Source organism: Aeromonas sp. R3-1 (assembly GCF_040908345.1).
GTDB classification, from domain to species: domain Bacteria; phylum Pseudomonadota; class Gammaproteobacteria; order Enterobacterales; family Aeromonadaceae; genus Aeromonas; species Aeromonas veronii.
In genome coordinates this window covers 16,711-41,407 of record NZ_JBFODN010000230.1, presented here as the reverse complement: position 1 = coordinate 41,407, position 24,697 = coordinate 16,711, and the positions used below count along the sequence as shown (strand labels likewise).

The window sequence follows — 24,697 nt, the reverse complement described above, 5'->3', positions numbered from 1 at the left end:
GAATATGCACTACCAACCCCATACGCAGGACAGGACACTCAAGATGCAGCACAAGGCTCCTATTAGGTCACAGACGCTGGGCCCAGCAATGCCAGGGAACATCAGCATCCAATCGACAGGTCAACGCAAAGGCATTATGTTCGCCAATCCCAGCACGGGTCAGATTGGGCTGATGTTCTTGAGCATAATGAACTGAGTATCCCAGCAGTTACTACTACGGCTCATGTTCTGGGTCATGCGATAGTGCCACCGTCGTTGCGGAAAGGCCCAGTTGTCGTGTCGGTTACCCAGGCAGATTGAAACGACACCTGAGGGGAAAGCCCGCTCCAGATTGTCCATATCGAGCACTTTTGTTCTCAGTACTGCATCAGGTTTGTCAGACACTGCTCAACCCATGACCCGCTGGTTATGCAGGGCGAGCATTGCGGCCAAGGTAATGCTAACGAGCGCCTGCTCAGCCGTCGGTGGTATCTCCACATCACTCTTGATTGGGTTGCGGAAGATCAATTTTTCGGGCCAGCAGATTGGGAATGTCTGGTCGTTTTGACCGTGCAACACCTATAGCGGTGTGCGCCCGGTTGTTTGGATGCCAGCCCGGCTTCCTTTATCAGGTTACGTATTTTGACTCGGCCAAGCTGATACCCACAACATCCGCATCACCGACATCAAGGGGTTGCGGCCTGCTGAGCTCTGGCTCGCTGTGAACAACCGCCGCAGTTGCATGCGCTTACTGTTAATCACTCTCCTGCGAGCCAGATAGTCGTCTCTGCGGATCACTCCCTTCTCGCATCCAGATGCCACTCCGGTAGTTCTTCTAGCTGCACGTCGATACTTTTTTTCTCGGTGGCTGCATTGCTGGCCAGTCGGCGATGACGCCTATTTTGTGTATATCACTGTTGGTCAACGAGGCTATGGGCATGTCGTTTTGAGCAATGTACACCTGCTTGTATCCAGCAGCGCAGTCTGCAGTCTAAGGAATGGGTTTGTAGTCAAAAACGGTACTCGATATGGAGGGTATGGCTGTCCAGCCCCGGATTCTTGTCATACATATGGGCGTTGGACATGTGCTCATACTGATAACCGATCAGCCAATTCTTGGTGATGGCGTAGCCGAGGCCGATCCCCAGAGCGAACTGGAAGGGGCCGCCGTAATCCTTGTAGCCGTGGCCGCGAGTGCCAAATTGGTACTGATCGAGCCAGACCATTTCGCCGGGGAGCCAGGTCACCCAGTTACCCCATTGGTATTCGATACGGGCGCCGCCCCCCAGTCTGGCGGTCTCTTCATCTTCTACCTTGAGCGTACCGCCACGTGCTCCCAATCCAAATTGACAGACCGAGTCTCCCCAGCGCCAGAACATATGGTGAAACTTGGCATCGGCGATCTTGATGTCGAGCTTTTCATTGCTGAACGCCTTGCCCAGCTGCAGGGCAAGAATATTGTCATTGGCCATTGCAGACGGACTGGCAAGCAGTGCTGTCAGCAGGGCGATCCTTGATAGAGTGTTAGCGTCCATGCCCCCTCCCGATCCTTGTTGTCATCCTGGTGATCCTGTTGATCACCCTTCAGGCATAGTCAATCGACGCGCTCCCTGTCAATGCATGGTCACTCGGTAAAAAAATTAAATATTTATGAAAAATCAACTAGCTGCGATGGTCTGATGTGATTTGGCAGGCGTGACCGCGGGGAGATGAAAAAAAGCCCTTCACCATGGTGAAGGGCTTTTGGCTATCTGGCGTTAGCCGCTGGGGTCGCCCCGCTCTGGCTTAGTAGCCCTGTTGGTGCACGTCCATCACGGCGCGGCCGGACGGGTCGGCCATCTCCTTGAACTTGGCATCCCACTCCAGCGCGGTAGGAGTGGAGCAGGCGACCGACTTGCCGTAGGGCACTGTACGGGCGGCGGCTTCCAGCGGGAAGTGCTCGTCGAAGATGGCGCGGTAGAAGTAGGCTTCCTTGGTGAGCGGGGTGTTGATGGGGAAGCGGAATGCGGCCGCCTCGAACATCTGATCCGTCACTTCCTGTTCCACCATGGCTTTCAGGCTGTCGATCCACGAATAGCCCACGCCATCGGAGAACTGCTCCTTCTGGCGCCACGCCACTTCGTGGGGCAGCAGATCTTCGAACGCTTCGCGCAGGATGTGCTTCTCGATCTTGCCCTTGCCACACATCTTGTCGGCGGGCTGCAGGCGCATCGCCACGTCCATGAACTCCTTGTCGAGGAAGGGCACGCGACCCTCCACACCCCAGGCTGCCATCGACTTGTTGGCGCGCAGGCAGTCATAGAGGTGCAAAGAGGCGAGCTTGCGCACGTTCTCTTCGTGGAATTCGCGGGCGTTGGGCGCCTTGTGGAAATAGAGGTAGCCACCAAACAGCTCGTCGGAGCCTTCACCGGAGAGCACCATCTTGATCCCCATCGCCTTGATGTAGCGTGCCATCAGATACATGGGCGTGGAGGCGCGGATGGTAGTGACGTCATAGGTCTCGAGGTGATAGATGACGTCCCGCAGGGCATCCAGACCCTCCTGCACGGTGAAGTGGATCTGGTGGTGGATGGTGCCGAGGTGATCAGCCACCTTGCGGGCGGCGGCGAGATCCGGCGACCCTTCCAGCCCTACGGCGAAGGAGTGCAGTTGCGGCCACCAGGCTTCGCTCTTGCCATCGTCCTCGATGCGGCGCGCCGCATAGAGCTTGGTGATAGCGGAGATGACGGAGGAGTCCAGCCCGCCGGAGAGCAGCACGCCATAAGGCACGTCACACATCAGCTGGCGTTTGACCGCCGCTTCCAGCGCGGCTTTCAGCTCCGCCTTGTCGCTGACGTTGTGCTCGACCGCGCTGTATTCCATCCAGTCGCGCTTGTACCACTGTTTGAGCTCGCCATCCTTGCTCCAGAGGTAGTGTCCCGGCGGGAAGGTTTCGACGCTCTTGCAGACCGGCACCAGCGCCTTCATCTCGGAGGCGACATAGAAGTTGCCGTGCTCGTCGCGACCGGTATAGAGGGGGATAATTCCCATGTGGTCGCGACCAATCAGGTAGGCATCCTGTTCGGCGTCATAAAGAATGAAGGCAAAGATGCCGTTGAGATCGTCGAGAAACGCCGGGCCCTTCTCCTTGTAGAGGGCCAGCAGCACTTCACAGTCGGATTTGGTCTGGAACTGGAAGTCGACCTTGAGGCTCTTCTCCAGCTCTTTGTGGTTGTAGATCTCGCCATTGACCGCCAGCACATGGGTGCGTTCGGGGTTGTAGAGCGGCTGGGCGCCATTGCCCGGGTCGACGATGGCCAGACGCTCATGCACCAGAATGGCTTTGTCGGAGCTGTAGACGCCAGACCAGTCAGGCCCGCGGTGACGAAGTCGCTTGGACATCTCCAGCGCCGATTTGCGCAGGGCTACTGCATCGGACTTGATATCCAGAATGCCGAAAATTGAACACATTGGCGGTAATCCTCTTGATTTTTATATGAGCCCCCCACGTTTGGGCTCGAAATTCCATTTACATTCCTCGTCAGACACAATGCCTAGCGGAAAAACCTTTTGCAAGCGGGAAAACCGCAGAAAATCATGCCGTAAGCGTCAAGCAGATCAACAGGATAAGGATTGTTGCAACGGGTCAGGGTGACGTGAACGTCAAGCCGAGGCGGGTTCGAAGATCACATAGACCTTGCGACAGGGGGTGAGGGTCTCCCACTCACCGACAAAGCCTGCCGGAATCACGAATTGATCGCCGGGTTTGAGGGCCAGCTGGCCGCCCTGACTGTCGTGGATCACCACATCCCCCTCCAGCAGTTGGCAATACTCGTGCTCGGTGTAGTGGATGGCCCAGCGGCCGGGCTCGCAGCTCCAGAAGCCCACGTGAAACTGCTGGCTTGGGTCGGAGTAGTGGTTCCACACCGTTTGCGCCGGGTTGCCCGCTTTAATGCGCTCGGGGGCGGGCATCAGCGGGATAGGGGCCGCCTCGTGGCGGCCCGGCAAAATCCAGTCGTTGAGGGTCTTCATGGTGCCTCCTTGGCTTCGTCAGATAGGAAAGCGGGGCCATCCCGGCCCCGCGTTTGTTCGTTTTATTAAACGAGGTTGTGCATAACTTAAACGATGCGTTCCTGCTTGCCAAGAGCCCTTGCCAAGGGCTGCTGGTCGACGACTCAGAGCGGCTGCAAGCGGCGGATCACATGGCGGGCAAAGCCGTTGCCCGCCTCGTTGTAGACGTTGAACACTGCATCCACCCCCTGCTCCTGCAGGGAGGCGATATCATCCTCGAAGCGGACGATGGCGGCTATCTTGCCGTTGAACCCGTGGCTGCGCAGCTTCTCGATGGCGTAGAGATTACCCGAGTGGTGGGGCATCGCCAGCAGCACCAGATTGACTTGATTGGAGAGCAGCACCTTGTCCCAGAAGTCGGTATCGGTGGCATCCCCCTCGATGACGTTCATCCCCTGGGCGCGCAGGGTGGGCAGTTTCTCGCTGTCGTTCTCCACTCCGAGGATGACGTTGCCGTACTTGTTCTCCAGCTCGAAGTAGGCCCCCTGACCGATCCGCCCCATACCGAGGATGATCACCTCCGCATCGCCCAGCTCGATGGGTCTGTCTTCCGGATGGAGGTTGCTCGCCTGCAATCCCCGCAGCCAGTGGCCGATGCGGTGATAAATGCGCTCGCTCTGGGCATTGAGCGGGGCAGAGATCATAAAGCTCGCCGCCAGTGCAAGCGAGACCGCCACCAGCCACTCGTGGGAGAGCCAGCCCGCCTTGGCTGCGATGGCGGCGACGATCAGGCCAAACTCCGAGAAGTTGGTGAGCGCCAGGGTCGAGAGCAGGGCGGTGCGCACCCTCAGGTGAGCGCCGCTGTAGACCAGATAGTAGAGCGCGCTTTTGAGCGGCAGGGCCAGCACCAGCGCCAGTGCCAGCAACATGGTGTCGTGGGTCGGCAGACCGTTGAGGCCGATGGTGAGAAAGAAGCAGACCAGAAAGAGGTCTTTGAGGTTGAAGAGCGCCTTGGCAAGCCCTGCCGCAGCCGGATGAGAGGCGAGCAGCATGCCGATGATGAGGGCTCCCAGATCCGGCTTGAGGCCGACCACTTCAAAACCGGCAGCCCCGACCACCAGCGCCAGAAACACCCCGAACAGCACCTGCAACTCGCCGTGCCCGGCACGCTCCAGCAGCTTGAACAGCAGCGGGCGCAGCAGCGGCAATCCCAGTACCCAGAGCGCCCAGATACTGGGCCACTTGCCGCTGGAGAAGGCCAGAAACGCCACGGCGAACACGTCTTGCATGACCAGCACCCCGATGGCGATACGGGCGTAGAGGGCATTCATGTCGCTGCGATCTTCCAGCACCTTGACTGCGAAGACGGTGCTGGAGAAGGAGAGGGCGAAACCCAGCAGCAGCGCCAGTTTCCAGTCCAGCGAGAGGGCAAGCTCGAGCCCCAGCCCCTTGCAGACCAGCAGTACCACGGTAAAGAGCAGGGTGGAGAGCAGCAGGTGCAGGCTGGTGGTGCCCCACACATCGCGCCGCATCAGGGTCTTGATATTGAGCTTGAGACCGATGGTGAACAGCAGCAGGGTGACGCCGAGATCGGCCACCTCGCTCAGGGCGGGGGTATTTTCATATCCCATGCCGTTGAGGATAAAACCGGCGGCCAGAAAGCCGAGCAGGGGGGGCAGGCCAATCAGATTGACTACCATGCCGCAGCCAAAGGCCACGGCGATCAGAATGGGTTCCATAACAGATCCTGCAAGGGCAGGAGAGACCTGCCCTGTTTAACGCTTGGGTGGTGATTAGACGATATCGATGTCGACCACGGAGTCGAAAATATGGTTCGGTCTGAACGGCATGCGGTCGATATCGGCGACCTTGCTCACCCCGGAGAGCACCAGCACCGTCTCGAGACCGGCCTGAAAGCCCGCCAGAATGTCGGTGCGCAGGTTGTCGCCGATGATGATGGTGTCGTCGGAGTGGGCCTCCATCCGGTTGAGCGCCGCACGGATGATCCAGGCGCTCGGCTTGCCGACATAAAACGGCTTCTTGCCGGTCATCCGCTCGATGGGGGCGCACAGGGCGCCGCAGGCCGGGTGCATCATGGGGCCGTGGGTATCGGGGTTGGTGGCGATAAAGCGGGCCCCCTGGTCGACGAACTTGGCCCCCTGTTGCATCATGGTCCAGTTGTAGTTGCGGGTCTCGCCAACCACCACGAAGTCCGGGTCTATGTCGGTGATAGTAAAGCCGGCCTTGTAGAGCTCGTGGGTCAGCGCCCCTTCACCGATCACATAGGCCTTCTTGCCATCCTGACGCTTGAGAAAGTCGGCGGTGCCCATGGCGGAGGTGTAGAAGCACTCCTCCGGCACTTCGATACCTGCGGAACGGAAGCGGTTTTGCAGATCTTTCTGGGTCTGGGCCGGGTAGTTGGTGAGGAACAAGAGCTTGCTGCCCTGCTCCAGCAGGCGATGGACGAAACGGTCAGCACCGGGGATGAGATCGTTGTTGTGCAGGATGACACCGTCGATATCGCAGATGACGTTCTTCTTCATGAAAACTCCTTGTCAGGGCGCAGGCGAGCCGCCAATCGTTAAGATGTTCAATCATTTATGATTTTTGTGACGCCATTATAAGTCTGTTTGATGACAAGTCTCCCCTGTCTCGCCACTTGGGTGCACAATAAAGCTGTCGTCGGGTCAGTCTGGTGGAGGGGCTGACGCCGGATCACTTTGCTGATGGAGCCGTCGCTATGGACACCCCGATTCCCAAGCCAGTCACCCCCGAACACCTCACCGCCGCGCAATTTATCGCCGGACTGCCGAAACTGGAGCTGCACCTGCATATCGAGGGCAGCCTCGAACCCGAGCTGATGTTTGAGCTAGGCCGCCGCAACGGCGTGCCACTGCCCTGGCCCGATGTGGCCAGTGTGCGTGCCGCCTATGACTTTGACTGCCTGCAATCTTTTCTCGACCTCTACTATCGCGGTGCCAGCGTGCTCATTACCGAGCAGGACTTTTTCGACCTCACCTGGGCCTATCTTGAGCGTTGCGCCGCCGACAAGGTGGTGCATGTGGAGATCTTCTTTGACCCGCAGACCCATACCGCCCGCGGCGTTCCCTTTGCCACTGTGCTGGGCGGCATCGAGCGGGCGCTGCAGACCGGGGAGGAGGAGTTTGGCATCAGCTGGCGCCTTATCATGAGCTTTTTGCGCCACCTCAGTGAAGAGGATGCCTTTGCGACGTTGGAAGAGGCTATGCCCTTCTTGTCACGCATTCACGGCATCGGCCTCGACTCGGGTGAAAAGGGCAACCCACCGACCAAGTTTGCCCGGGTCTTTGCCAAATGCCGCGAGCTGGGGCTGCCGGTGGTGGCTCATGCTGGTGAAGAGGGGCCTGCCGACTACATCTGGCAGGCGATCAACGAGCTGCAGGTATGCCGCATCGATCACGGGGTACGCTCGGCCGACGATCCCGAGCTGCTGCGCTATCTGGCCGATACCCGGCTGCCGCTCACCGTCTGCCCCCTCTCCAACACACGGCTCAAGGTGTTCGGCAATATGGCCCAGCACAATGTGTTGCGGCTGCTGGAGCAGGGGCTCTGCGTCACCATCAACTCGGACGATCCCGCCTACTTTGGCGGCTATATGAATGCCAACTTTGTGGCGCTGGCCGATGGCCTCGGCGCGACCATGAGTCAGCTCTGCCGCTTGTCGCTCAATGCCGTTGAGGCGAGCTGGCTATCTCTGGCCGACAAAGCGCGGCTGACCCGGGAGATCCGCAGTTATGCCGCGACTCACGGGGTGATCTTGCACTGAGTCAGGCGCCAATGAAGTCGAGATGACATGCACTATATAAAGAGAGGCCCGCCATTACTGGCGGGCCTCTCTTATTTCAAAGGCTGGTGTGGTTATCGGGAAAGGTCAGCGTTATGCCACTCGCACCAGAAACTTCTCGCCCTGTCCTTCACGCTTGAAGCGCTCGAGCAGGGTGGGCAGCGCCTCGAAATCGCCGACCATCAGCGGCGGCAGGGTCAGTTCGCCGCTCGCCATCTGCGCCATCATGGCGACACCGGCGGCGACCAGTCGGCTCCACTGTTTGTCCGAGCCAAAGGCGTGCTGGGCACCCAGCGCAATCTCGTGCAAGGAGTGGCAATGGCTAAAGGCGGGCAGCGGATTGTGCGGGATGCGCCCGAGCACAGTCACCATATGACCGTAGTAACCAAGGGCGGGCAGCAGGCTCTCGGCCTGTTGGCTGGAGACCAGATCGATGATCCCCTCGAACGGTTCGTTGCCGTTGGCAGTCTGCAAGGTGGCCAGCCAGTCGGGATCCCGATAATCGGCTACGCCCTGCACACCGATTTGTTTGAGCCAGTGATGGTGGCGTGGGCTGGCGCTGGCAAAGACTCGCGCTCCTTGTTTAAGGGCGAGCTGCACCGCAAAGCGGCCGACGCTGCTGCCGGCACCTGTGATGAGCAGTGCTTCCCCGTGCAGGCGCGGCAACTTGGCCAGCGCCTGCCAGGCGGTGAGGCCGGGACAGGGCAGGGCGGCTGCCGCCTCGTCACTCAGGGCATCGGGCACTGGCAGCAGGGCGCGGGCTGGTACCCGGGTGTGGCGGGCAAAGCTGCCGTGGTGGCGCAGATCGGTGTGGTAGGCGACCCGGGCACCGAGACGCAGATGGCTGACGTTGGCGCCGAGGGCCACGATAGTGCCCATGCCATCGACGCCGGGCACCTGACCGTCGTGCCAGTTGGAGTGGCCATATTCGATCAGCTTCCAGTCCACCGGATTGAAGGCGATGACCCGGTTTGCCACCAGCACCTCGTCAGGGGCGAGCGGTGTCAGGGGCAGGTCGACGAGGGTAAGCTGGGTCGGTTCACCGGGGGCATGCCAGCACCAGGCTTGGGTGTGATTCATGATGACTCCTTGTGAAAGCGAGGGGAGAGAACAACGAGATCATTGCAACAGCAATATAGAGAAACTGCCACTGCTGCGAATGGGCAACAATACGGCAGGCCCCAACCAGTGGGGCCTGCGTTACGTGGTCGGTTGGCCATTGGCAATCAGCAGCTGGTCGCTGCGTCATCGGCCTGGTAGACGGGGTAGTCTGTCAGCCCCTTCTCGCCGCCGCCAAACAGGGTAGCCGGATCGTGGGGGGCCAGCGGATAGCCGTGGCGTAGCCGGTTCGGCAGATCCGGGTTGGCGACGAAGGGGCGGCCAAAGCCAATCATGTCGGCCCAGCCCGCGTCGAGGGCGGCGCGAGCCCGCTCGCCATCATATTTTCCGGCGTAGATCAGGGTGTTGGGGAAGGCATCGCGCAGACCCTGCTTGAAGTTCTCCGGCATCAGGGGGGCATCGTCCCAGTCCGCTTCGGCGATGTGCAAGTAGGTGACATTGAGCTGGCCCAGCAGGCGGGCGGCGGCCAGATAGGTCTCCTGCGGGTTGGCATCGACGGTGCCGTTGAGGGTGGTGAGCGGCGCAAGGCGCACCCCGACCCGGTCAGCCCCGATCTCGCTGCAGACCGCTTCGGTTACCTCTTTGAGAAAGCGCAACCGGTTTTCCAGCGATCCGCCATAACTGTCGGTGCGGGCGTTGGATTCGGAGTCGAGGAACTGGTTGATCAGATAACCGTTGGCGGCGTGCAGCTCGATGCCGTCAAAACCGGCGCTGATGGCGTTGCGAGCCGCTTGACGGAACTGGCCCACCACTGCATCGATATCGGCCTGAGTCATGGCGCGCGGGGTGACGGTCTCGACAAAGCCCGGCGCATCGCTGCCGTTATCGACGAACACCTTGACGCCCACTGCGGGCAGGGCTGAAGCGGAGATGGGCTGGGCGCCGCCGATGTTATCCGGATGGGTGACGCGGCCCACGTGCCAGAGCTGGGCGAAGATGGTGCCCCCCTTGGCGTGCACGGCATCGGTCACAAGCTTCCAGCCAGCGATCTGCTCGGCGCTGTAGATGCCCGGCGTCCAGGCATAGCCCTTGCCCATGGGGTCGATTTGGGTGCCTTCGCTGATGATCAGGCCCGCCTCGGCGCGCTGGGCGTAGTAGCTCGCCATCATGGCGTTGGCCACATCACCCGGCTGACTGGCACGGGAGCGGGTCATGGGGGGCATGACGATGCGGTTGGCAAGATGCAGCTGGCCGAGGCGCAGCGGGCAGAACAGGTGATCGTGGCTCATCTTGAGTTCCTCATGGTGGAAGTGAGGCCACTTTATGCCGCCATCTTGTTGTGAAAAAGGGGGGTAATTGCACAAGAGAATTGTGCTTGATGCAGCAATCAGTGCAAACCGTCGGGAAAGAGGCGTTGAGGCATAAAGTTGAAGCATAAAAAAGAGGACCGTCTGGCCCTCTTCTGTATTCTGCTGGAGGCAGGCTCAAGCTGTGGCGGGCATCACTTTCACCCGCTCGATACGCCGCTCGCTCACCTCGATCACCTCGAAGTTGAGCTGCTGCAGTTGCAACTGCTGACCTGGGGTGGGCAGGGTGCCGAAGTGGGAGAGCAGCATGCCCGCCAGGGTCACGTATTCATCGCTCTCGCTCACCAGGCCCTCATGCTCCAGCACCTGCTCTACATGGTGGATGTTGGTGCTGCCGTTGATCAGCCACCCTTCGCCATCGCGCACGATATCCGGGGTTTCGTCCTCATCCGGCAGCTCGCCGACGATGGCCTCCAGCAGATCGTGGGTGGTGACCAGCCCCTGGATCACGCCAAACTCGTCGGAGACCAGAATAAGGCTCCCTTTGGCTTTGCGCAGCTCCGCCAGCAGGCGGATCACGTTGATGGTCTGCGGCACGATAATGGGATCGTTCTGCTTGGCCAGTTCGCTCAAAGATTGCCCTTCGTTCAAGGCAAACAGCAGATCGCGCGCCTTGACCACTCCGATCACCTCGTCCAGATCCCCGTCACAGATGGGGAACAGGCTGTGGGGCTCGCGCTGCAACAGGGCGCGGATCTCGTCGCTGGAGTCGTTGATATCGATCCAGGCCATCTCAGAGCGCGGGGTCATGATGGTGCGAATGGAGCGCTCGGCCAGCGACAGTACGCCGGTCACCATATAGCGCTCCTCTTCGCCAAAGCTCACCGGCGCTACGGCCGGGGCATCCAGATCGTCATCCGGCTGATCCCGATAGGCCTTGCTGCCCATCAATTTGAAGATGGCGGCGGTGGTGCGCTCACGCAGGGGCAGCTTGGATTCGTGACGCATGGCACTGCGCTGGGCCAGCTGGTTGAAAAACTCGATCAGCACCGAGAAGCCGATGGCCGCGTAGAGGTAGCCCTTCGGAATATGGAAGCCAAAGCCCTCCGCCACCAGGCTGAAACCGATCATCAGCAGGAAGCTCAGGCAGAGCACCACCACGGTCGGGTGGGCGTTGACGAAGCGGGTCAGCGGCTTGGAGGCGAGCACCATCACCACCATGGCGATGGTTACGGCGGCCATCATGACGCCAAGGTGTTCCACCATGCCGACGGCGGTGATGATGGAGTCGAGCGAGAAGACCGCATCGAGCACCAGAATTTGGGCGATCACCACGCCGAAGCTGGCGTAGGCGCCGACCGGGCCGTCATCCTGGGGTTTGGCTTCCAGCCGCTCATGCAGCTCGGAGGTAGCCTTGAACAGCAGGAACAGGCCGCCTCCCATCAGGATCAGGTCCCGACCGGAGAAGGGGTGATCCCACAGGTGCAAAATCGGGGTGGTCAGGGTGACCAGCCATGACATGACGCTCAAGAGCCCAAGTCGCATCAGCAGGGCCAGCGACAGGCCGATGACGCGGGCCTTGTCCCGTTGGGCGGGGGGCAGTTTTTTCACCAGAATGGCGATAAAGACCAGGTTGTCGATCCCCAGCACGATTTCCAGAATGATCAGGGTAAACAGACCAATCCAGATATGGGGATCCATCAGCAATTCCATTGTATGACCTCAATAAAAACAGACAGAGCAGAGAGTGATCACGGCGCACGATGGCCGCAGTAACAGCAAGGCAAAGGTGTTATTCAGAGGCGCTGATTAAGCAGAAAAAGATAGGCTTTGACAGAGAGAGACGAAGGGCAACTTCGGGGATTGTCCATGATGGGCAATAAAACCTCGGGTGAAAAATGAGCCCTGATGATAGCGGCTGGCGCCAATTTGGCAAGAGCAGCGTCAGCGAGGCGTGATGGGGTTGTGATGCGACAGGGGAGGCGGCGGTGCCGCTCTCCCCCGTGCGGTCGTTACAACCAGCGCTTTTCGCGGGTGAAACAGACCGAGAGCCAGGCATCCCCCAGGGTGTCGCCAAGGCGAGACCAGAGCTCCTGGCGCAGGGCATCCTGACGTTCGACGGGCCACTCCTGACCCGGCGCCACCAGAATGTTCAATTCCAGATCGAAGCGGCGACCGCTTTTGGCCAGATGGCTGTAGCACTCGATGCCGTGGCGCTGGCGCAGCGCTTCGATCTCCTGCTCTACTTGCCGTGGCACATCTCCCTTGGGGGCGATCTTCAACACTTCCCGCAGGTTGCGACCGAGCACCTTGATGGGAATGAGGGTGGCACAGAGGGCCAGTAGCGAGACCAGCACCGGGTCTATGTAGCGGTTGTATTGGCCGTAGCCGATGGCATCGAGGCCGATGGCGACCACGAAACCGATAAGCAGGGTGGCGCTGAGCAGGGTATCCACCAGCCACTCCTTGGAGTCGACCCGCACCAGCTCGGAGTCTACCTGCTCGGCGACCTGGGCTTCGATGCGATAGATGATGGCGCAGAAGAAGGTGGAGACGGCGGCATAGATGAGGGCGTGGCCGAGATCGATCTCCCGTCCGCCATCCAGCAGGGTGGTGATGCCGCTATAGAGAGCGCCAAGGCAGAGCAGCAGAATAATGGTGCCATTGATGACGTTGGTGATGGGCTCGAAGTGGGCGTAGCCATACTGGAAGCGCGCATCGGAAGGGCGGGTAACGAGATAGGCGGTAACAAGACCGAGGCCTGTCATGCCCATGCTGAACAGGGTGAAGATACCATCGAGCATGATGGCGTTGGAACCGACGAAGAGGCCGTAGCCGATGCCGAAGATGGCAAAGGTGATACAACCGAACAGCGACAGGGTAAGCGCCTGTTTTTCGGTGGTGACCAGCGTACTGATAACATGGCTGTGGTGAGCCATAAAAGTCCTCCTTTCAAATGGTGAATATTGCCAAGCGCAAGCGGTTTTCTAGCTGATATACTGCCCGCTCACATGTGAGCGGACTGGCCTGACTGCCATTGACAGGCGGCTGGCCAGTCGTTGTCGCCGGCGTGCCGGCATCAAGCAAAGGATGGGAACAAGGATTCATGATCCCGAGACTCGATTACCAGGACAGTTTGTCACCCGCAACCCTGCAGTTTCTTGAGTTGCTAGAGCGCAGCGCATTTCGTGGTGATATCGAAAAGTCTTATGCAAGCCGGTTGGCGATGGCGACGGATAACAGCGTCTATCAGGTAGTACCTCAGGCGGTTCTCTATCCGCGCAGTGCGGACGACATAGCAGCAATGCTCAAGCTGGCCGCAGAGCCGGCGTTCGCCTCCTTGAGTTTTTTCCCTCGTGGTGGCGGTACCGGCACCAATGGTCAGTCATTGGGCGGCGGCATTATCGTCGATCTCTCCCGTTATATGAACCAGATCATGGAAATTAATCTGGATGAGGGGTGGGTGCGCGCCCAGGCCGGGGTGGTGAAAGACCAGCTCAACGTCTATCTCAAGCCCCACGGCTACTTCTTCTCGCCGGATCTCTCCACCTCCAACCGCGCCACCTTAGGCGGCATGATCAACACCGACGCCTCGGGGCAGGGGTCTCTGGTCTACGGCAAAACCTCGGATCACGTGCTGGGGCTCAAAGCGGTGCTGGAGAACGGCGACCTGATGGCTACCGAGCCGCTGACCGGTGAGCGACTGGCCGACAAGCTGGCGCTGGAGAATCGGGAAGGGGAGATCTATCGCACCCTCTATCGCATCGGCAAGGAGCGCCGCGCCGACATCGAGGCGACCTTCCCCAAGCTCAACCGCTTTCTGACCGGTTACGATCTCAAGCACCTCTATCAACCCGATACCGACACGCTGGATGTGAGCCGGGTGCTGTGCGGATCTGAAGGGTCTCTCGGCTTTATCACCGAAGCCAAACTCAATATCACGCCAATCCCGCGCTACCGCACCTTGGTCAACGTCAAGTACGACAGTTTCCCCTCCGCCCTGCGCAACGCCCCCTTTATGGTTGAGGCCCAGGCGCTATCAGTGGAGACGGTGGATTCCCGGGTGCTCGGGTTGGCCCGCGCCGACATCATCTGGCATTCGGTGAAAGAGCTTATTCAGGATGTGCCCGGCAAGGATCTGCAGGGGCTCAACATCGTCGAGTTTGCCGACACCGACGAGGCAGAACACAGGGCCAAGGTGGCGGAGCTCTGCCGTCGTATCGACGCGCTGCTGGCCAAGGGCGAGGCAGGGATCATCGGCTATCAGGTGTGTGACCACTTGCCGAGCATCGAGACCATCTACACCATGCGCAAGAAGTCGGTGGGGCTGCTGGGAAACGCCGAAGGACGCAAGAAGCCGGTGGCCTTCACCGAAGATACCGCGGTGCCGCCCGAGTCATTGGCCGATTTCATCATGGAGTTTCGCGCCCTGCTGGATGCCCACGGCCTCGACTACGGCATGTTCGGCCACGTCGATGCCGGTGTGCTGCACGTGCGCCCGGCGCTAGATTTGTGCGATCCCGAGCAGGAGGTGCTGCTGCGCCGCATCTCCGATCAGGTGGTAGCGCTCACTGCCAAATATGGCGGCCTGATGTGGGGGGAACATGGCAAGGGCTTTCGCTCCGAATACAGCCCCGCCTTCTTTGGCGAGTTGTGGGAGGAGCTGCAGCGCGTCAAGGGGGCGTTCGACCCGGCCAACCGTATCAACCCGGGCAAGATCTGTATCCCCTATGGCAGCGATGCCGAGCTGGTGTCGGTGGATGGGCCCAAGCGCGGCAAGTTTGACCGCCAGATCCCGCTCGCGGTGCGAACCAGCTACACCCGTGCCATGGATTGTAACGGCAATGGTCTGTGCTTCACCTTCGAGACCGACTCCCCCATGTGCCCCTCGGTCAAGATCAGCCGTGATCGTCGCCACTCCCCCAAGGGGCGGGCGGGCCTGATGCGCGAATGGCTGCGTCAGCTGGCAGAGCAGGGCTTCGATCCGTTGGCGGAAGAGGTGGCACTGCAATCCGGTGGTGTGCGCTTCAAACAGCTGGTGGACAAGGTGCGCAACAGCTGGGCTAAACAGCGCGGCGAGTATGATTTCTCCCACGAGGTGATGGAGGCGATGGCGGGCTGTCTGGCCTGCAAGGCATGCACCAGCCAGTGCCCGATCAAGGTGGATGTGCCCGATTTTCGCGCCCGCTTTATGCAGCTTTATCACGGCCGCTACCTGCGTGCGCCGAAGGATTACTTCGTCGGTACCGTTGAAAGCTATGCGCCGTTGCTTGCCAAGGCGCCGAAGCTGGTCAACTTTTTCCTCGAAAAAGAGTGGGCCCAGAAGGCGACCGAGAAGAGCATCGGCATGGTCGATGTGCCGCTGCTCTCGGTGCCGACCCTGGCCGAGAGTCTGCACGATAACCGCGCCCGCTATTTTGATCTGCCGGGTCTGGAGCGGATGAGTGCCGAGCAGCGCAAGCAGGTTGTGCTCATCGTGCAGGACCCCTTCACCAGTTATTACGACGCCCCTGTGGTGCGCGACCTGGTGAAACTCGCCAGCAAGCTCGGCTTCCAGCCCTACCTGCTGCCCTTTAAACCCAACGGTAAACCCCAGCATATCAAGGGGTTCCTGCGCGCCTTTGCCCGTACCGCGGCCAACAGCGCCCAGTTCCTCAACAAGGTGGCGGCGCTTGGCATTCCCATGGTGGGGGTGGATCCGGCCATGGTGCTCTGCTATCGCGACGAGTATGCCAAGGCGCTGGGGTCGGCCCGCGGTGATTTTCAGGTGTTGTTGCCGCAGGAGTGGCTGCTCTCGCTGCCAGCAGATCAACTGCCTGCTCGCACCGACAAGACCAAGAGGGAGGAGGGGGGCGAGCCCTGGTATCTCTTTGCCCACTGCACCGAGAAGACCGCCAAGCCCTTGACCCACGGCGACTGGAGCACCCTGTTTGGCCGCTTCGGGGCCAGCTTGCAGCCAGTCTCTGTGGGTTGCTGCGGTATGGCGGGCACCTATGGTCACGACGTCAAACAGGTGGAGAACTCCAAGGGGATTTATGGGTTGAGCTGGGCCGACCCGCTCGCCCGCCTGCCCAAAGCGCGCTGTCTGGCGACCGGCTATTCGTGTCGCAGTCAGGTCAAGCGGATGGAGGGGGAAAAGCTCAAACATCCATTGCAAGCCCTGCTGGAGCTGCTCTGATGCTGACGCTTCCCAAGCGGTTTAGGGTGCCGAAGGCCTATCGGCACCCACGTTTCTTGCTGTTACCCGCCACTCCCGCTCAGGCGGTGGTGGAGTTTGTTGCCATGTTGCGCGAGCGCGAGCAGCTCCATCAGCTGTTTCGGCCGAACGATATCTGGCCCTCCGCTAACTTCAGCCTGAGCCAGCACGAAGGAGATCTGGAGTGGCAGCAGTCGGAGTTTCTGGCCAAGCGCTCGTTCGCCTATGGCCTCTGGAGTCCGGATCGGGAGCCGCAATTTTGGGGTGGGGTTTATCTCTACCCCTCGGTGTTGCCAGAGGTAGCGGTGGAGCTCTTCTTCTGGAAGGTGGCCGAGGCGCCTATCACGGATGAGGAGTTGGAGATTCAGCTGCGCGACTGGCTCGCCAGGGTGTGGCAGTGGCCAGAACCCCGTCTGCCGGGGCGAGAAGTGCCTTGGTCCGAGTGGCCCGGCGTTACCTACCCCTGGTGACATCCCGCTTAAGGGCATGATTGTGTAACACGCAGCTCCGGGCGGGGCTGCGTTGTTACCACGTCACCCGGTAACCAACAACTCATATAACCGAACCATTTTGCCGATGGAGGGCGTTTCACCCATATCGGTACGCATTCATCGCTTACAAAGGAGTCTGCTCGCAATGAGTCACGATATTGCGCCCATCTGGCGTAAACCCATGAGTCTGGAGGGGCTCAACGCCACCTCTCGCAACACCCTGATGGCCCATCTCGATATCGTCTACAGGGCTTTTGGCACCGATTGGCTTGAAGCGACCATGCCGGTGGATCACCGTACGCACCAGCCCCTTGGCATGCTGCATGGCGGCGCATCTGTGGTGCTGGCGGAAACCTTGGGATCGATTGCCGCCAATATGGCTGTCGGGCCAGATAGCTACTGTGTGGGGCTGGAGGTGAATGCCAACCATCTGCGAGCCAAACGGGAAGGGGTGGTAACCGGGCGTTGCACACCGCTCCATCTGGGGGCGACGACCCAGGTGTGGCAGATTGAAATTCGGGACGAACGTGAGCGTTTATTATGCACCAGCAGACTGACCATGGCGGTGCTCAAACACAAGCGGGGCAAGGACTCCAGCGAGGAGTGATCTGCAATAACGCACTATGAGTGCAAAATAAGCAAGCCATACTCGTCAGATCCCTCTATAATTGCCAACGTCTTGAGAGGCTTATCACATTTTTCAAGACAGCAGAACAAAGTGGCGCTATAATCGCCGCCTTTTTGCTATTCCGCGGTGTTAGCCGCCTGCCTTAATCTGGAAGAATCTATGTCTGATACCGAACAACTGCCCCTTTTTAGTGAGCTTGGACTGGCCGCGCCTGTATTGAAAGCGCTGCAGGACGTGGGCTATGAGCGCCCGTCACCGATCCAGGCCGCAGCAATTCCCCACCTGATGGCGGGACACGATCTGCTGGGGCAGGCGCAAACCGGTACAGGGAAGACCGCTGCTTTTGCCTTGCCTCTGTTGTCTCGTCTGGAAGCTGGTAACCGCAACACCCAGATCCTGGTGCTGGCGCCTACCCGCGAACTGGCGCTGCAGGTGGCTGAAGCGTGCCAACGCTACGCCCACCACATGCCTGATTTCCATGTACTGCCCATCTACGGCGGTGCCTCCTACGAAACCCAGACCCGCGCCCTGCGTCGCGGTGCTCAGGTTGTCGTCGGTACTCCGGGCCGTGTGATGGATCTGATCCGTCGCAAGAACCTGGATCTCTCCGGCCTGAAAGCTCTGGTTCTGGACGAAGCTGATGAAATGCTGCGTATGGGCTTCATCGACGACGTTGACTGGATCATGGAGCAGTGCCCGAGCACTCGTCAGGTTGCCCTGTTCTCTGCCACCATGCCCGAGCAGATCCGTCGCGTGGCCCAGAAGCACCTGAAGCAGCCCAAAGAGATCAAGATCGCCTCCAAGACTGCTACCGCTACCACTATTCGCCAGCGCTACTGGCAGGTAACCGGTTTGCACAAGCTGGACGCCATGACCCGTCTGCTGGAAGTGGAATCCTACGAAGCCCTGCTGGTATTCGTACGTACCAAGAACGCTGCCGAAGAGCTGGCTGGCAAGCTGGCCGCCCGTGGTCACGCCTGTGAAGCGCTGCACGGCGACATCCCGCAGAAACTGCGTGAGCGTACCGTCGACAAGCTGCGTCAGGGCCAGCTGGACATCCTGATCGCCACCGACGTTGTCGCCCGTGGTCTGGACGTTGAGCGTATCACCCACGTAGTGAACTACGACATTCCGTACGACACCGAATCTTACGTACACCGTATCGGCCGTACCGGTCGTGCCGGTCGCAAGGGCGAGGCCATCCTGTTCGTGGCTCCGCGCGAGCGCCGCATGCTGCGCGCCATCGAGCACGCAACCCGTCAGGCCATCGAGCCGATGAAGATGCCGAGCACCGAGGACATCAACCAGCATCGTCTGGCCAAGTTCAAAGAGCGCATCCGCGAAACCATGATGGGCGAAGAGCTCGAGATCTACCACAACCTGGTAAACGAGCTGATCGAAGAAGATTCTGCCGACCCGCTGGAGCTGGCTGCCGCACTGGCCAAGCTGGTACAGGGTGACCAACCGCTGCTGCTGGATGATTCCATTCCGGATCCGCTGCTGAACGCTGGCAACGATCGTGGTGGCTTCGAGCGCCGTGACTTCAACGACCGTGGTGGTCGTGACTTCGGTGACCGTGGCGATCGTCCTGCCCGTCGCATGCCGTCCCTCGAACCGCGTCCGCTGAAAGACAACCCGGATGTGGAGATGGAGCGCTATCGCGTAGACGTGGGTGCCCATCACGGCGTCAAGCCGGGCCAGATCGTAGGCGCCATCGCCAACGAAGCGAACATCGAGAGCCGCTTCATCGGCAACATCGACATCGCTGATGACTTCTCCACCGTCGATCTGCCGAAAGGCATGACCGCCGATGTACTGGAAGTGATCAAGAAAGCCCGTGTTTGCCAGCGTCCGCTGCAGATCACTCGCTACACTGAAGTGCCGGCCGGTGGCAACACCAGCAGCCGTCCGCCCCGTGGTGATCGTCCGTTCCGTGGCGACCGTCCTTTCAACAAGGATCGCCGTCCCCAGGGTGACCGTCCGTTCAACAAGAGCGGGGAGCGCCGTGAAGGTGGCTTCAACAAAGATCGCAAATTCGGTGGCAAGCGTCGCGAAAGCTGATTGCTGATCCCGTTATGAAGAAGGCCGCTCATTGAGCGGCCTTTTTTTCTGCCTGCGGTTTACCCTGTGTTCTGAATGAGCGCCAGATCGGTGTAGGCCGTTACATGGGGGAGCGCATGATGGCCACTATTTGATAACTGGATGTCGGGGAAAGAGAGAATACCTTTCTACTCGACAGGCGGTTGTGACGTGGTTGGGTATCATCCGCCGTTCTGCCATAGGTCTGAGCTGGCAGCCGTTTCTTTGTATTGGCAAGCGTTGGGACGTGTGCACTTGGGCGGATGGTTGGATGGGGAGTGACAGCATTGTGCCCGCTGACTCCGGCGGTTGTAAGGGGTGGCGACTAGGTGGCCGCTCAGAGGCTTTGTCTGGCTGGCAGCCATTATTCATATCGAGTGGGGTAATTGGTTGGCATCAATGAAGAAGGCGACCATCAGGTCGCCTTCTTGTTGTGCATTGTGACGTGCAGAGTTCGCAGCCCGAGGGGCTATCAGAGCACCATGGCGGCAATCCAGCCGAAGATCACCAGCGGGATGTTGTAGTGAATAAAGGTGGGCACCACGCTGTCCCAGATATGGTCATGCTGGCCATCGGCGTTGAGGCCGGAGGTGGGGCCCAGCGTCGAGTCGGAGGCCGGTGAACCCGCATCCCCCAGCGCGCCAGCGGTACCAACCAGTGCGATGATCGCCATTGGTGAGAAGCCAAGCTGCAGACAGAGCGGCACATAGATGGTGGCGATGATGGGCACGGTGGAGAAGGAAGAACCGATCCCCATGGTGATGAGCAGACCCACCAGCAGCATCAGGAAGGCGGCGATCCCCTTGTGCTGACCGATGCCGGAGGCGACCACCTGAACCAGAGAGTCGACCCCGTGAGTTGCCTTCATCACCGCGGCAAAACCGGCGGCAGAGATCATGATGAAGCCGATCAGCGACATCATCCGTACCCCCTGGGTGAAGGCATCCTGGCTTTCGCGAAACTTGATGACGCCGCCGCAGGTGAAGATGACAAAACCGGCCAGCGCACCCAGTACGATGCTGTTGGTCATTAGTTGCAGCCCCAGCGCCACGCCAATGGCCAGCAGAGCTACCCAGATGTGGGTAAGGTTGAGCTCGACCGCTTCGGGCTCGGCATCCAGGATCTTGGCCAGATCGTACTGGCGCGGTTTGCGATAGCTGATGAATACCGCAATCAGCAGGCCCAGTACCATACCGGCGACCGGAATGGCCATCGCCAGCGGGATCTGGCTGGTGGTGATGGGCACGCCGTTATCGATCAGGTTCTTGGCCAGAATATTGTTCAGGAAGATGCCACCAAAGCCGACCGGCAGCACCATGTAGGTGGCGGTCAGGCCAAAGGTGATGACACAGGCCACCTGACGACGGTCGATCTGCATCTGCGCCATCACATGCAGCAGCGGCGGGATCAGGATGGGAATAAAGGCGATGTGAACCGGGATCAGGTTCTGGGAGGAGATCGCCACGGCCAGCACGGAAGAGAGCAGCAGGGTTTTGACCCACATGATGCGGGTCGAGCTGGCATCCTTGCCCAACTGGTTGATCACCTTGCGGGCCAGCAGGTCGGTGATCCCGGAGCGGGAGATGGCAACCGCAAAGGCGCCCAGCATGGCGTAGGAGAGAGCAATCTCGGCGCCACCGCCCAGGCCACCGCTGAAGGTGGTGAGGGTATCGGTCAACGACAGCCCACCGACCAGGCCGCCAGCAATGGCCCCCAGCGCCAGCGAGACCACCACATTGATCCGCAGCAGACTGAGCACCAGCATCAGCCCGACTGCGATAACAACTGGATTCATTTGATTTCCTTATAGTTTGTTATTGCTGTCTGTCATGTGAAGGGGAGTTAGTTTGCGAAAAATGTGACAAATGTCGAGAAAAAAATCAGTCAAATCCCTCATATCGCAACAGCATGTGGCACAAGGTTGCTCAACATGAGGGTTTGTGACCTGTTTGTCTCCATGCATCCCGTGCGCAGCGGTGGATAGTGACCTTGATAGCGATTTCCGGTGCGCTGTGCAATCAATCACTTCCCCAAAAAGCGAAGGCTGCCAGTGGCAGCCTTCGTCCGTTTATTCTTGCCCCTCATCGTCGGCAGGAGCATCGGTTGTGTCATCATCCGGATGCGCTGGCGGCCAACCCCCCATGCTCTTCCAGCGGTTAACGATATGACAGAACAGCTCTGTGGTGCGTTCGGTGTCATAGAGGGCAGAGTGCGCCTCTTTATTGTCAAACGGGATGCGGGCGCTCTGGCACGCTTTGGCCAGCACGGTCTGACCCAGCGCCAATCCGGAGAGAGCAGCGGTGTCGAAGGTGGCAAACGGGTGGAACGGATTACGCTTGAGGCCAGCGCGCTCGGCGGCCGCCATCACGAAGCCGTGATCGAAGGTGGCGTTGTGGGCCACTATGATGGCGCGGCCGCAATCCTGCTCCTTCATCCCCTTGCGGATCCCCTTGAAGATCTCGGTCAGTGCCTCTTTTTCGGAGACAGCTCCACGCAACGGGTTGTAGGGGTCGATGCCGGTGAACTCCAGCGCAGCCTTTTCCAGGTTGGCCCCTTCGAAAGGCTCGACATGAAAGTGGAATACCTGATCGGGAACGAGCCAGCCCTGCTCATCCATTTTCAGGGTGTAAGCCGCGATTTCGAGCAGGGCATCGGTCTTGGCGTTGAACCCGGCTGTTTCAACATCGATGACGACGGGGTAAAAACCACGGAAACGGCCCTTGAGGGTATGAACTGCGTCGGTCATGGGATCTCGGTCGGGATAAAATGAGGCGGCATTATGGCAAAAAAGCACAGGCTTGTCCTCCCATCCCACGCAGGATGCCGCGCCAAGTTGGCGCCGGATTCAATATCTGTGCAGCCACCAGCGGGCGGCAATCAGCGCCGTGAGCGTACCCAGTAGAGCGCTGGCCAATACATCCACCGGCCAGTGCATCCCCATTACCATGCGCGACAGACCAATTCCCAGTGCCCACAGTGGCAGCAGCCAGACGCCCGTGGGAGCGCGGGCCAGCCAGATCAGACCAAAAAATTGGGCCAGGCTGATGGCGGCGATGCTGTGGCCAGAGGGGAAGGCGTAGTTCACCTCGGCCTGCCAGTGGTGGCCGAGCCACTCTGGCAGGGCCAGCAACTGGCTGGCGGCGTGAACCTGTTCACTGCGCACATCGATGCTACTGGCGTAGAAGTGTTTGATGGCCGGGATCAGCGCCTGACTTTCAAGCCAGAGCAGATAGGGTCTGGGCTCTTCAGTCAGGTACTTGATCAGGCTCTTGAGCACCCAGTCGCTGGCGAGCAGGGCTGCCAGCGCGCATCCCAGCGCAATGAAGGGGGTCAGCTCCAGTTTCAGTTTGTAGCGGGTTAGCAGCAGCAAGAGGGCGCCACTGACCCCGATCCCGGGAATATCGACCATGCGGGTGAGGGCGTATGACCACCATAGCCAGCCTGATTGCAGGGAGCCGGTCAGAAAAGGCTGCCAGGGCAGGGTGGCGAGCAGCAGCAGGGGCAGGATCAACAGGGCAGTGAAGCCAAGCACCTGGCTGCGGGTGAGTGAGGCGGTTGACGTTGGGAGCGACGAAGCGTGTGGAGGCATGGTGGGTATGGGCGATCGCGAAAAAAGAGGGGCATTGTGCCACCGTGACATGCTCGGACAAAGCCGAGCAGCACGTTTGTTACCTCTGCTTACACATTTTGTGGCCACATCCTCTGTTTGAGCGGGCGGATGGAGCGGCTGCCGCGCAATGTGGTCCCCTTTCGCGCCGGATTGCATCACAGGCTGAAATCTCGGGCGGCTTTGCGCTAGAATGGCGCCCCCGTGGCGGTTGTGACCAAAGAGAGCCCGATGAAGATAGTCGTTGATGAGAATATGCCCCATGCCGTGGAGCTGTTTGCCGAATTTGGCGAGGTGATCCCCTTGCCCGGACGGCAGATGCAGGCCCGCGATCTGCTGGATGCCGATGTGCTGCTGGTGCGTTCGGTCACCCGCGTCAACGGCGATTTGCTGGCGACCAGCCCCAAACTCGGGTTTGTCGGCACCGCCACCATAGGCACAGACCATGTGGACAAGGCGCTGCTGGCAAGCCGCAATATTCCCTTCTTCAGCGCCCCCGGTTGCAACAAGTATTCGGTGGGGGATTATGTGCTCTCAGCCCTGCTGGTGCTGGCGGAGCGTTACGAACTCGACCTTTCGGCCATGACTTTGGCGGTGATTGGCGCGGGCAATACTGGCGAGTGTGTGGCTGGCAAGGCCCAAGCGCTCGGCATGCGGGTACTGCGCTGCGATCCACCCAAGGCGCGTAAGACCCCCGATGCGGGCTTTGTCGATTACCAGGCCGCTCTTGGTGCCGATATCGTCAGCTTCCATGTGCCCATTACCCGTGAAGGGCTGGATGCCACCTACCATCTGCTCGATGCCGAACAGATTGCCGCGCGCCCTGCCGGGCAGATCCTGATCAATGCTTCCCGTGGCGAGGTGTGGGATAACCGGGCCCTGCTGGCACGCCAGCTGAGCGATAAGCCGTTGCGACTGGTGATGGATGTGTGGGAGAACGAGCCCGAGCCACTGGCTGCGCTGGTGCCCCATACCGAGATTGCCACCCCCCATATCGCCGGTTACAGCCTGGAGGGGAAGGCCCGCGGTACCTGGATGCTCTACCAGGCGCTCTGCCAGCAGCTGGGACGCCAGCCTCGTCAGGATTTGAGTCAGCTGTTGCCCGCCCCCGATGTGCAGGCAGTGGTGCCGGGCCGCGCACCGGATCAGGCGCTGATCAAGCAGCTGGTGCATCTGGTTTATGACGTGCGCCGCGATGATGCCCGTTTCCGTGCCCAACTCGGCTTGCCCGGCAGCTTTGACGAGCAGCGCAAACACTATCCCGAGCGCCGTGAACTATCCTCCCTGCAGGTTGAGGGAGCGTTTGCCGACCAGGCGCTGGGCGAGTTGGGATTTGCGCTGTCACGCCCCTGAACGGGGGCAAATTGTTGGAAGATAACCGGACGGGGTGAGCCGCGCTGGCCACACCAATCCCATTTTTTACTGAGCTGGCGCAGACGCTACTGTTCCGGTTCAGCCATATCGGGCAGGGTCACCTCGCAGCGCGGGAGCCTGCCGACCATGGCGCCACCCGGCGCCATTGCAGCATTATCAGAGGA

The 24,697-nt window shown here is 60.0% G+C and carries 18 protein-coding genes and 1 pseudogene; 6 read left to right on the top strand and 13 right to left on the bottom strand.

Annotated features, from left to right (window positions below; all coding sequences use genetic code 11):
• Positions 1-198: 198 nt before the first annotated feature.
• The 6 genes and pseudogenes from AB5Y85_RS14960 to AB5Y85_RS14935 all read right to left on the bottom strand — a co-directional run.
• A pseudogene (locus tag AB5Y85_RS14960) lies at positions 199-762 on the bottom strand (IS3 family transposase); the annotation flags it as partial.
• 227 nt (positions 763-989) lie between these two features.
• A complete protein-coding gene (locus tag AB5Y85_RS14955; RefSeq protein WP_368221688.1) occupies positions 990-1,514 on the bottom strand; it encodes an acyloxyacyl hydrolase in 525 nt (174 codons plus the stop codon).
• A gap of 250 nt (positions 1,515-1,764) precedes the next feature.
• A complete protein-coding gene (asnB, locus tag AB5Y85_RS14950) occupies positions 1,765-3,429 on the bottom strand; it encodes an asparagine synthase B (protein ID WP_021231446.1) in 1,665 nt (554 codons plus the stop codon).
• A gap of 192 nt (positions 3,430-3,621) precedes the next feature.
• The gene (locus AB5Y85_RS14945) at positions 3,622-3,990 is read right to left on the bottom strand and encodes a cupin domain-containing protein (RefSeq protein ID WP_257687441.1); all 369 of its coding nucleotides are present in this window, start codon (positions 3,988-3,990) and stop codon (positions 3,622-3,624) included.
• 143 nt (positions 3,991-4,133) lie between these two features.
• Positions 4,134-5,708 carry a cation:proton antiporter family protein gene (locus AB5Y85_RS14940; protein WP_257687442.1) on the bottom strand — a complete coding sequence of 525 codons (1,575 nt, stop codon included), beginning with the start codon at positions 5,706-5,708 and terminating at the stop codon, positions 4,134-4,136.
• Between the two features lie 54 nt (positions 5,709-5,762).
• Positions 5,763-6,512, bottom strand: coding sequence for an HAD-IIA family hydrolase (locus AB5Y85_RS14935; RefSeq protein WP_005337281.1), 750 nt, complete (start codon positions 6,510-6,512; stop codon positions 5,763-5,765).
• A gap of 197 nt (positions 6,513-6,709) precedes the next feature.
• Here AB5Y85_RS14935 and AB5Y85_RS14930 point away from each other — a divergent pair, with 197 nt between their 5' ends.
• A complete protein-coding gene (locus AB5Y85_RS14930) occupies positions 6,710-7,774 on the top strand; it encodes an adenosine deaminase (protein ID WP_257687443.1) in 1,065 nt (354 codons plus the stop codon).
• 111 nt (positions 7,775-7,885) lie between these two features.
• Here the strand turns inward: AB5Y85_RS14930 and AB5Y85_RS14925 are convergent, their stop codons facing one another.
• The 4 genes from AB5Y85_RS14925 to AB5Y85_RS14910 form a co-directional block, all read right to left on the bottom strand.
• Positions 7,886-8,872, bottom strand: a complete 987-nt coding sequence (locus AB5Y85_RS14925; protein WP_257687444.1) for a zinc-binding dehydrogenase — start codon at positions 8,870-8,872, stop codon at positions 7,886-7,888.
• A 146-nt stretch (positions 8,873-9,018) separates the two neighbouring features.
• Entirely contained in the window at positions 9,019-10,140 is a 1,122-nt protein-coding gene (locus AB5Y85_RS14920) for an alkene reductase (RefSeq protein WP_257687445.1), read from the bottom strand.
• A 195-nt stretch (positions 10,141-10,335) separates the two neighbouring features.
• Positions 10,336-11,871, bottom strand: a complete 1,536-nt coding sequence (locus AB5Y85_RS14915; RefSeq protein WP_257687446.1) for a TerC family protein — start codon at positions 11,869-11,871, stop codon at positions 10,336-10,338.
• Between the two features lie 299 nt (positions 11,872-12,170).
• Positions 12,171-13,097: a cation diffusion facilitator family transporter gene (locus tag AB5Y85_RS14910; RefSeq protein WP_005361338.1), complete on the bottom strand. Its 927-nt coding sequence runs from the start codon at positions 13,095-13,097 to the stop codon at positions 12,171-12,173.
• 167 nt (positions 13,098-13,264) lie between these two features.
• Here AB5Y85_RS14910 and AB5Y85_RS14905 point away from each other — a divergent pair, with 167 nt between their 5' ends.
• From AB5Y85_RS14905 to AB5Y85_RS14890, 4 genes are all read left to right on the top strand, one after another.
• The gene (locus AB5Y85_RS14905; protein ID WP_368221683.1) at positions 13,265-16,336 is read left to right on the top strand and encodes an FAD-binding and (Fe-S)-binding domain-containing protein; all 3,072 of its coding nucleotides are present in this window, start codon (positions 13,265-13,267) and stop codon (positions 16,334-16,336) included.
• The gene (locus AB5Y85_RS14900) at positions 16,336-16,824 is read left to right on the top strand and encodes a hypothetical protein (protein WP_257687448.1); all 489 of its coding nucleotides are present in this window, start codon (positions 16,336-16,338) and stop codon (positions 16,822-16,824) included. Before AB5Y85_RS14905 ends, AB5Y85_RS14900 begins: the two co-directional genes overlap by 1 nt.
• Before the next feature lie 166 nt (positions 16,825-16,990).
• Positions 16,991-17,452, top strand: a complete 462-nt coding sequence (locus AB5Y85_RS14895) for a hotdog fold thioesterase (protein ID WP_245099277.1) — start codon at positions 16,991-16,993, stop codon at positions 17,450-17,452.
• Positions 17,453-17,632: 180 nt separating this feature from the next.
• Positions 17,633-19,534, top strand: a complete 1,902-nt coding sequence (locus AB5Y85_RS14890) for a DEAD/DEAH box helicase (protein ID WP_005337260.1) — start codon at positions 17,633-17,635, stop codon at positions 19,532-19,534.
• A 490-nt stretch (positions 19,535-20,024) separates the two neighbouring features.
• Here AB5Y85_RS14890 and AB5Y85_RS14885 read toward each other — a convergent pair whose 3' ends face one another.
• The 3 genes from AB5Y85_RS14885 to AB5Y85_RS14875 form a co-directional block, all read right to left on the bottom strand.
• Positions 20,025-21,347: a Na+/H+ antiporter family protein gene (locus AB5Y85_RS14885; protein ID WP_005361308.1), complete on the bottom strand. Its 1,323-nt coding sequence runs from the start codon at positions 21,345-21,347 to the stop codon at positions 20,025-20,027.
• 273 nt (positions 21,348-21,620) lie between these two features.
• Complete coding sequence (gene rnt, locus AB5Y85_RS14880) at positions 21,621-22,298, bottom strand: ribonuclease T (RefSeq protein WP_005333780.1); 678 nt, start codon at positions 22,296-22,298, stop codon at positions 21,621-21,623.
• 99 nt (positions 22,299-22,397) lie between these two features.
• Positions 22,398-23,141 (bottom strand): phosphatase PAP2 family protein, encoded by a 744-nt coding sequence (locus AB5Y85_RS14875; RefSeq protein WP_368221679.1) that lies wholly within the window; start codon positions 23,139-23,141, stop codon positions 22,398-22,400.
• A 249-nt stretch (positions 23,142-23,390) separates the two neighbouring features.
• Here AB5Y85_RS14875 and AB5Y85_RS14870 point away from each other — a divergent pair, with 249 nt between their 5' ends.
• Complete coding sequence (locus AB5Y85_RS14870) at positions 23,391-24,512, top strand: 4-phosphoerythronate dehydrogenase (protein WP_368221676.1); 1,122 nt, start codon at positions 23,391-23,393, stop codon at positions 24,510-24,512.
• The last annotated feature ends 185 nt before the right edge of the window (positions 24,513-24,697 follow it).

Coding starts and splice junctions, on each gene's coding strand:
- AB5Y85_RS14925 (WP_257687444.1), bottom strand. CDS start 8,872: ATGAATCACACCCAAGCCTGGTGCTGGCATGCCCCCGGTGAACCGACC.
- AB5Y85_RS14885 (WP_005361308.1), bottom strand. CDS start 21,347: ATGAATCCAGTTGTTATCGCAGTCGGGCTGATGCTGGTGCTCAGTCTG.
- AB5Y85_RS14905 (WP_368221683.1), top strand. CDS start 13,265: ATGATCCCGAGACTCGATTACCAGGACAGTTTGTCACCCGCAACCCTG.
- AB5Y85_RS14890 (WP_005337260.1), top strand. CDS start 17,633: ATGTCTGATACCGAACAACTGCCCCTTTTTAGTGAGCTTGGACTGGCC.
- AB5Y85_RS14930 (WP_257687443.1), top strand. CDS start 6,710: ATGGACACCCCGATTCCCAAGCCAGTCACCCCCGAACACCTCACCGCC.
- AB5Y85_RS14940 (WP_257687442.1), bottom strand. CDS start 5,708: ATGGAACCCATTCTGATCGCCGTGGCCTTTGGCTGCGGCATGGTAGTC.
- AB5Y85_RS14945 (WP_257687441.1), bottom strand. CDS start 3,990: ATGAAGACCCTCAACGACTGGATTTTGCCGGGCCGCCACGAGGCGGCC.
- rnt (WP_005333780.1), bottom strand. CDS start 22,298: ATGACCGACGCAGTTCATACCCTCAAGGGCCGTTTCCGTGGTTTTTAC.
- AB5Y85_RS14875 (WP_368221679.1), bottom strand. CDS start 23,141: ATGCCTCCACACGCTTCGTCGCTCCCAACGTCAACCGCCTCACTCACC.
- AB5Y85_RS14955 (WP_368221688.1), bottom strand. CDS start 1,514: ATGGACGCTAACACTCTATCAAGGATCGCCCTGCTGACAGCACTGCTT.
- AB5Y85_RS14900 (WP_257687448.1), top strand. CDS start 16,336: ATGCTGACGCTTCCCAAGCGGTTTAGGGTGCCGAAGGCCTATCGGCAC.
- AB5Y85_RS14915 (WP_257687446.1), bottom strand. CDS start 11,871: ATGGAATTGCTGATGGATCCCCATATCTGGATTGGTCTGTTTACCCTG.
- asnB (WP_021231446.1), bottom strand. CDS start 3,429: ATGTGTTCAATTTTCGGCATTCTGGATATCAAGTCCGATGCAGTAGCC.
- AB5Y85_RS14910 (WP_005361338.1), bottom strand. CDS start 13,097: ATGGCTCACCACAGCCATGTTATCAGTACGCTGGTCACCACCGAAAAA.
- AB5Y85_RS14870 (WP_368221676.1), top strand. CDS start 23,391: ATGAAGATAGTCGTTGATGAGAATATGCCCCATGCCGTGGAGCTGTTT.
- AB5Y85_RS14935 (WP_005337281.1), bottom strand. CDS start 6,512: ATGAAGAAGAACGTCATCTGCGATATCGACGGTGTCATCCTGCACAAC.
- AB5Y85_RS14920 (WP_257687445.1), bottom strand. CDS start 10,140: ATGAGCCACGATCACCTGTTCTGCCCGCTGCGCCTCGGCCAGCTGCAT.
- AB5Y85_RS14895 (WP_245099277.1), top strand. CDS start 16,991: ATGAGTCACGATATTGCGCCCATCTGGCGTAAACCCATGAGTCTGGAG.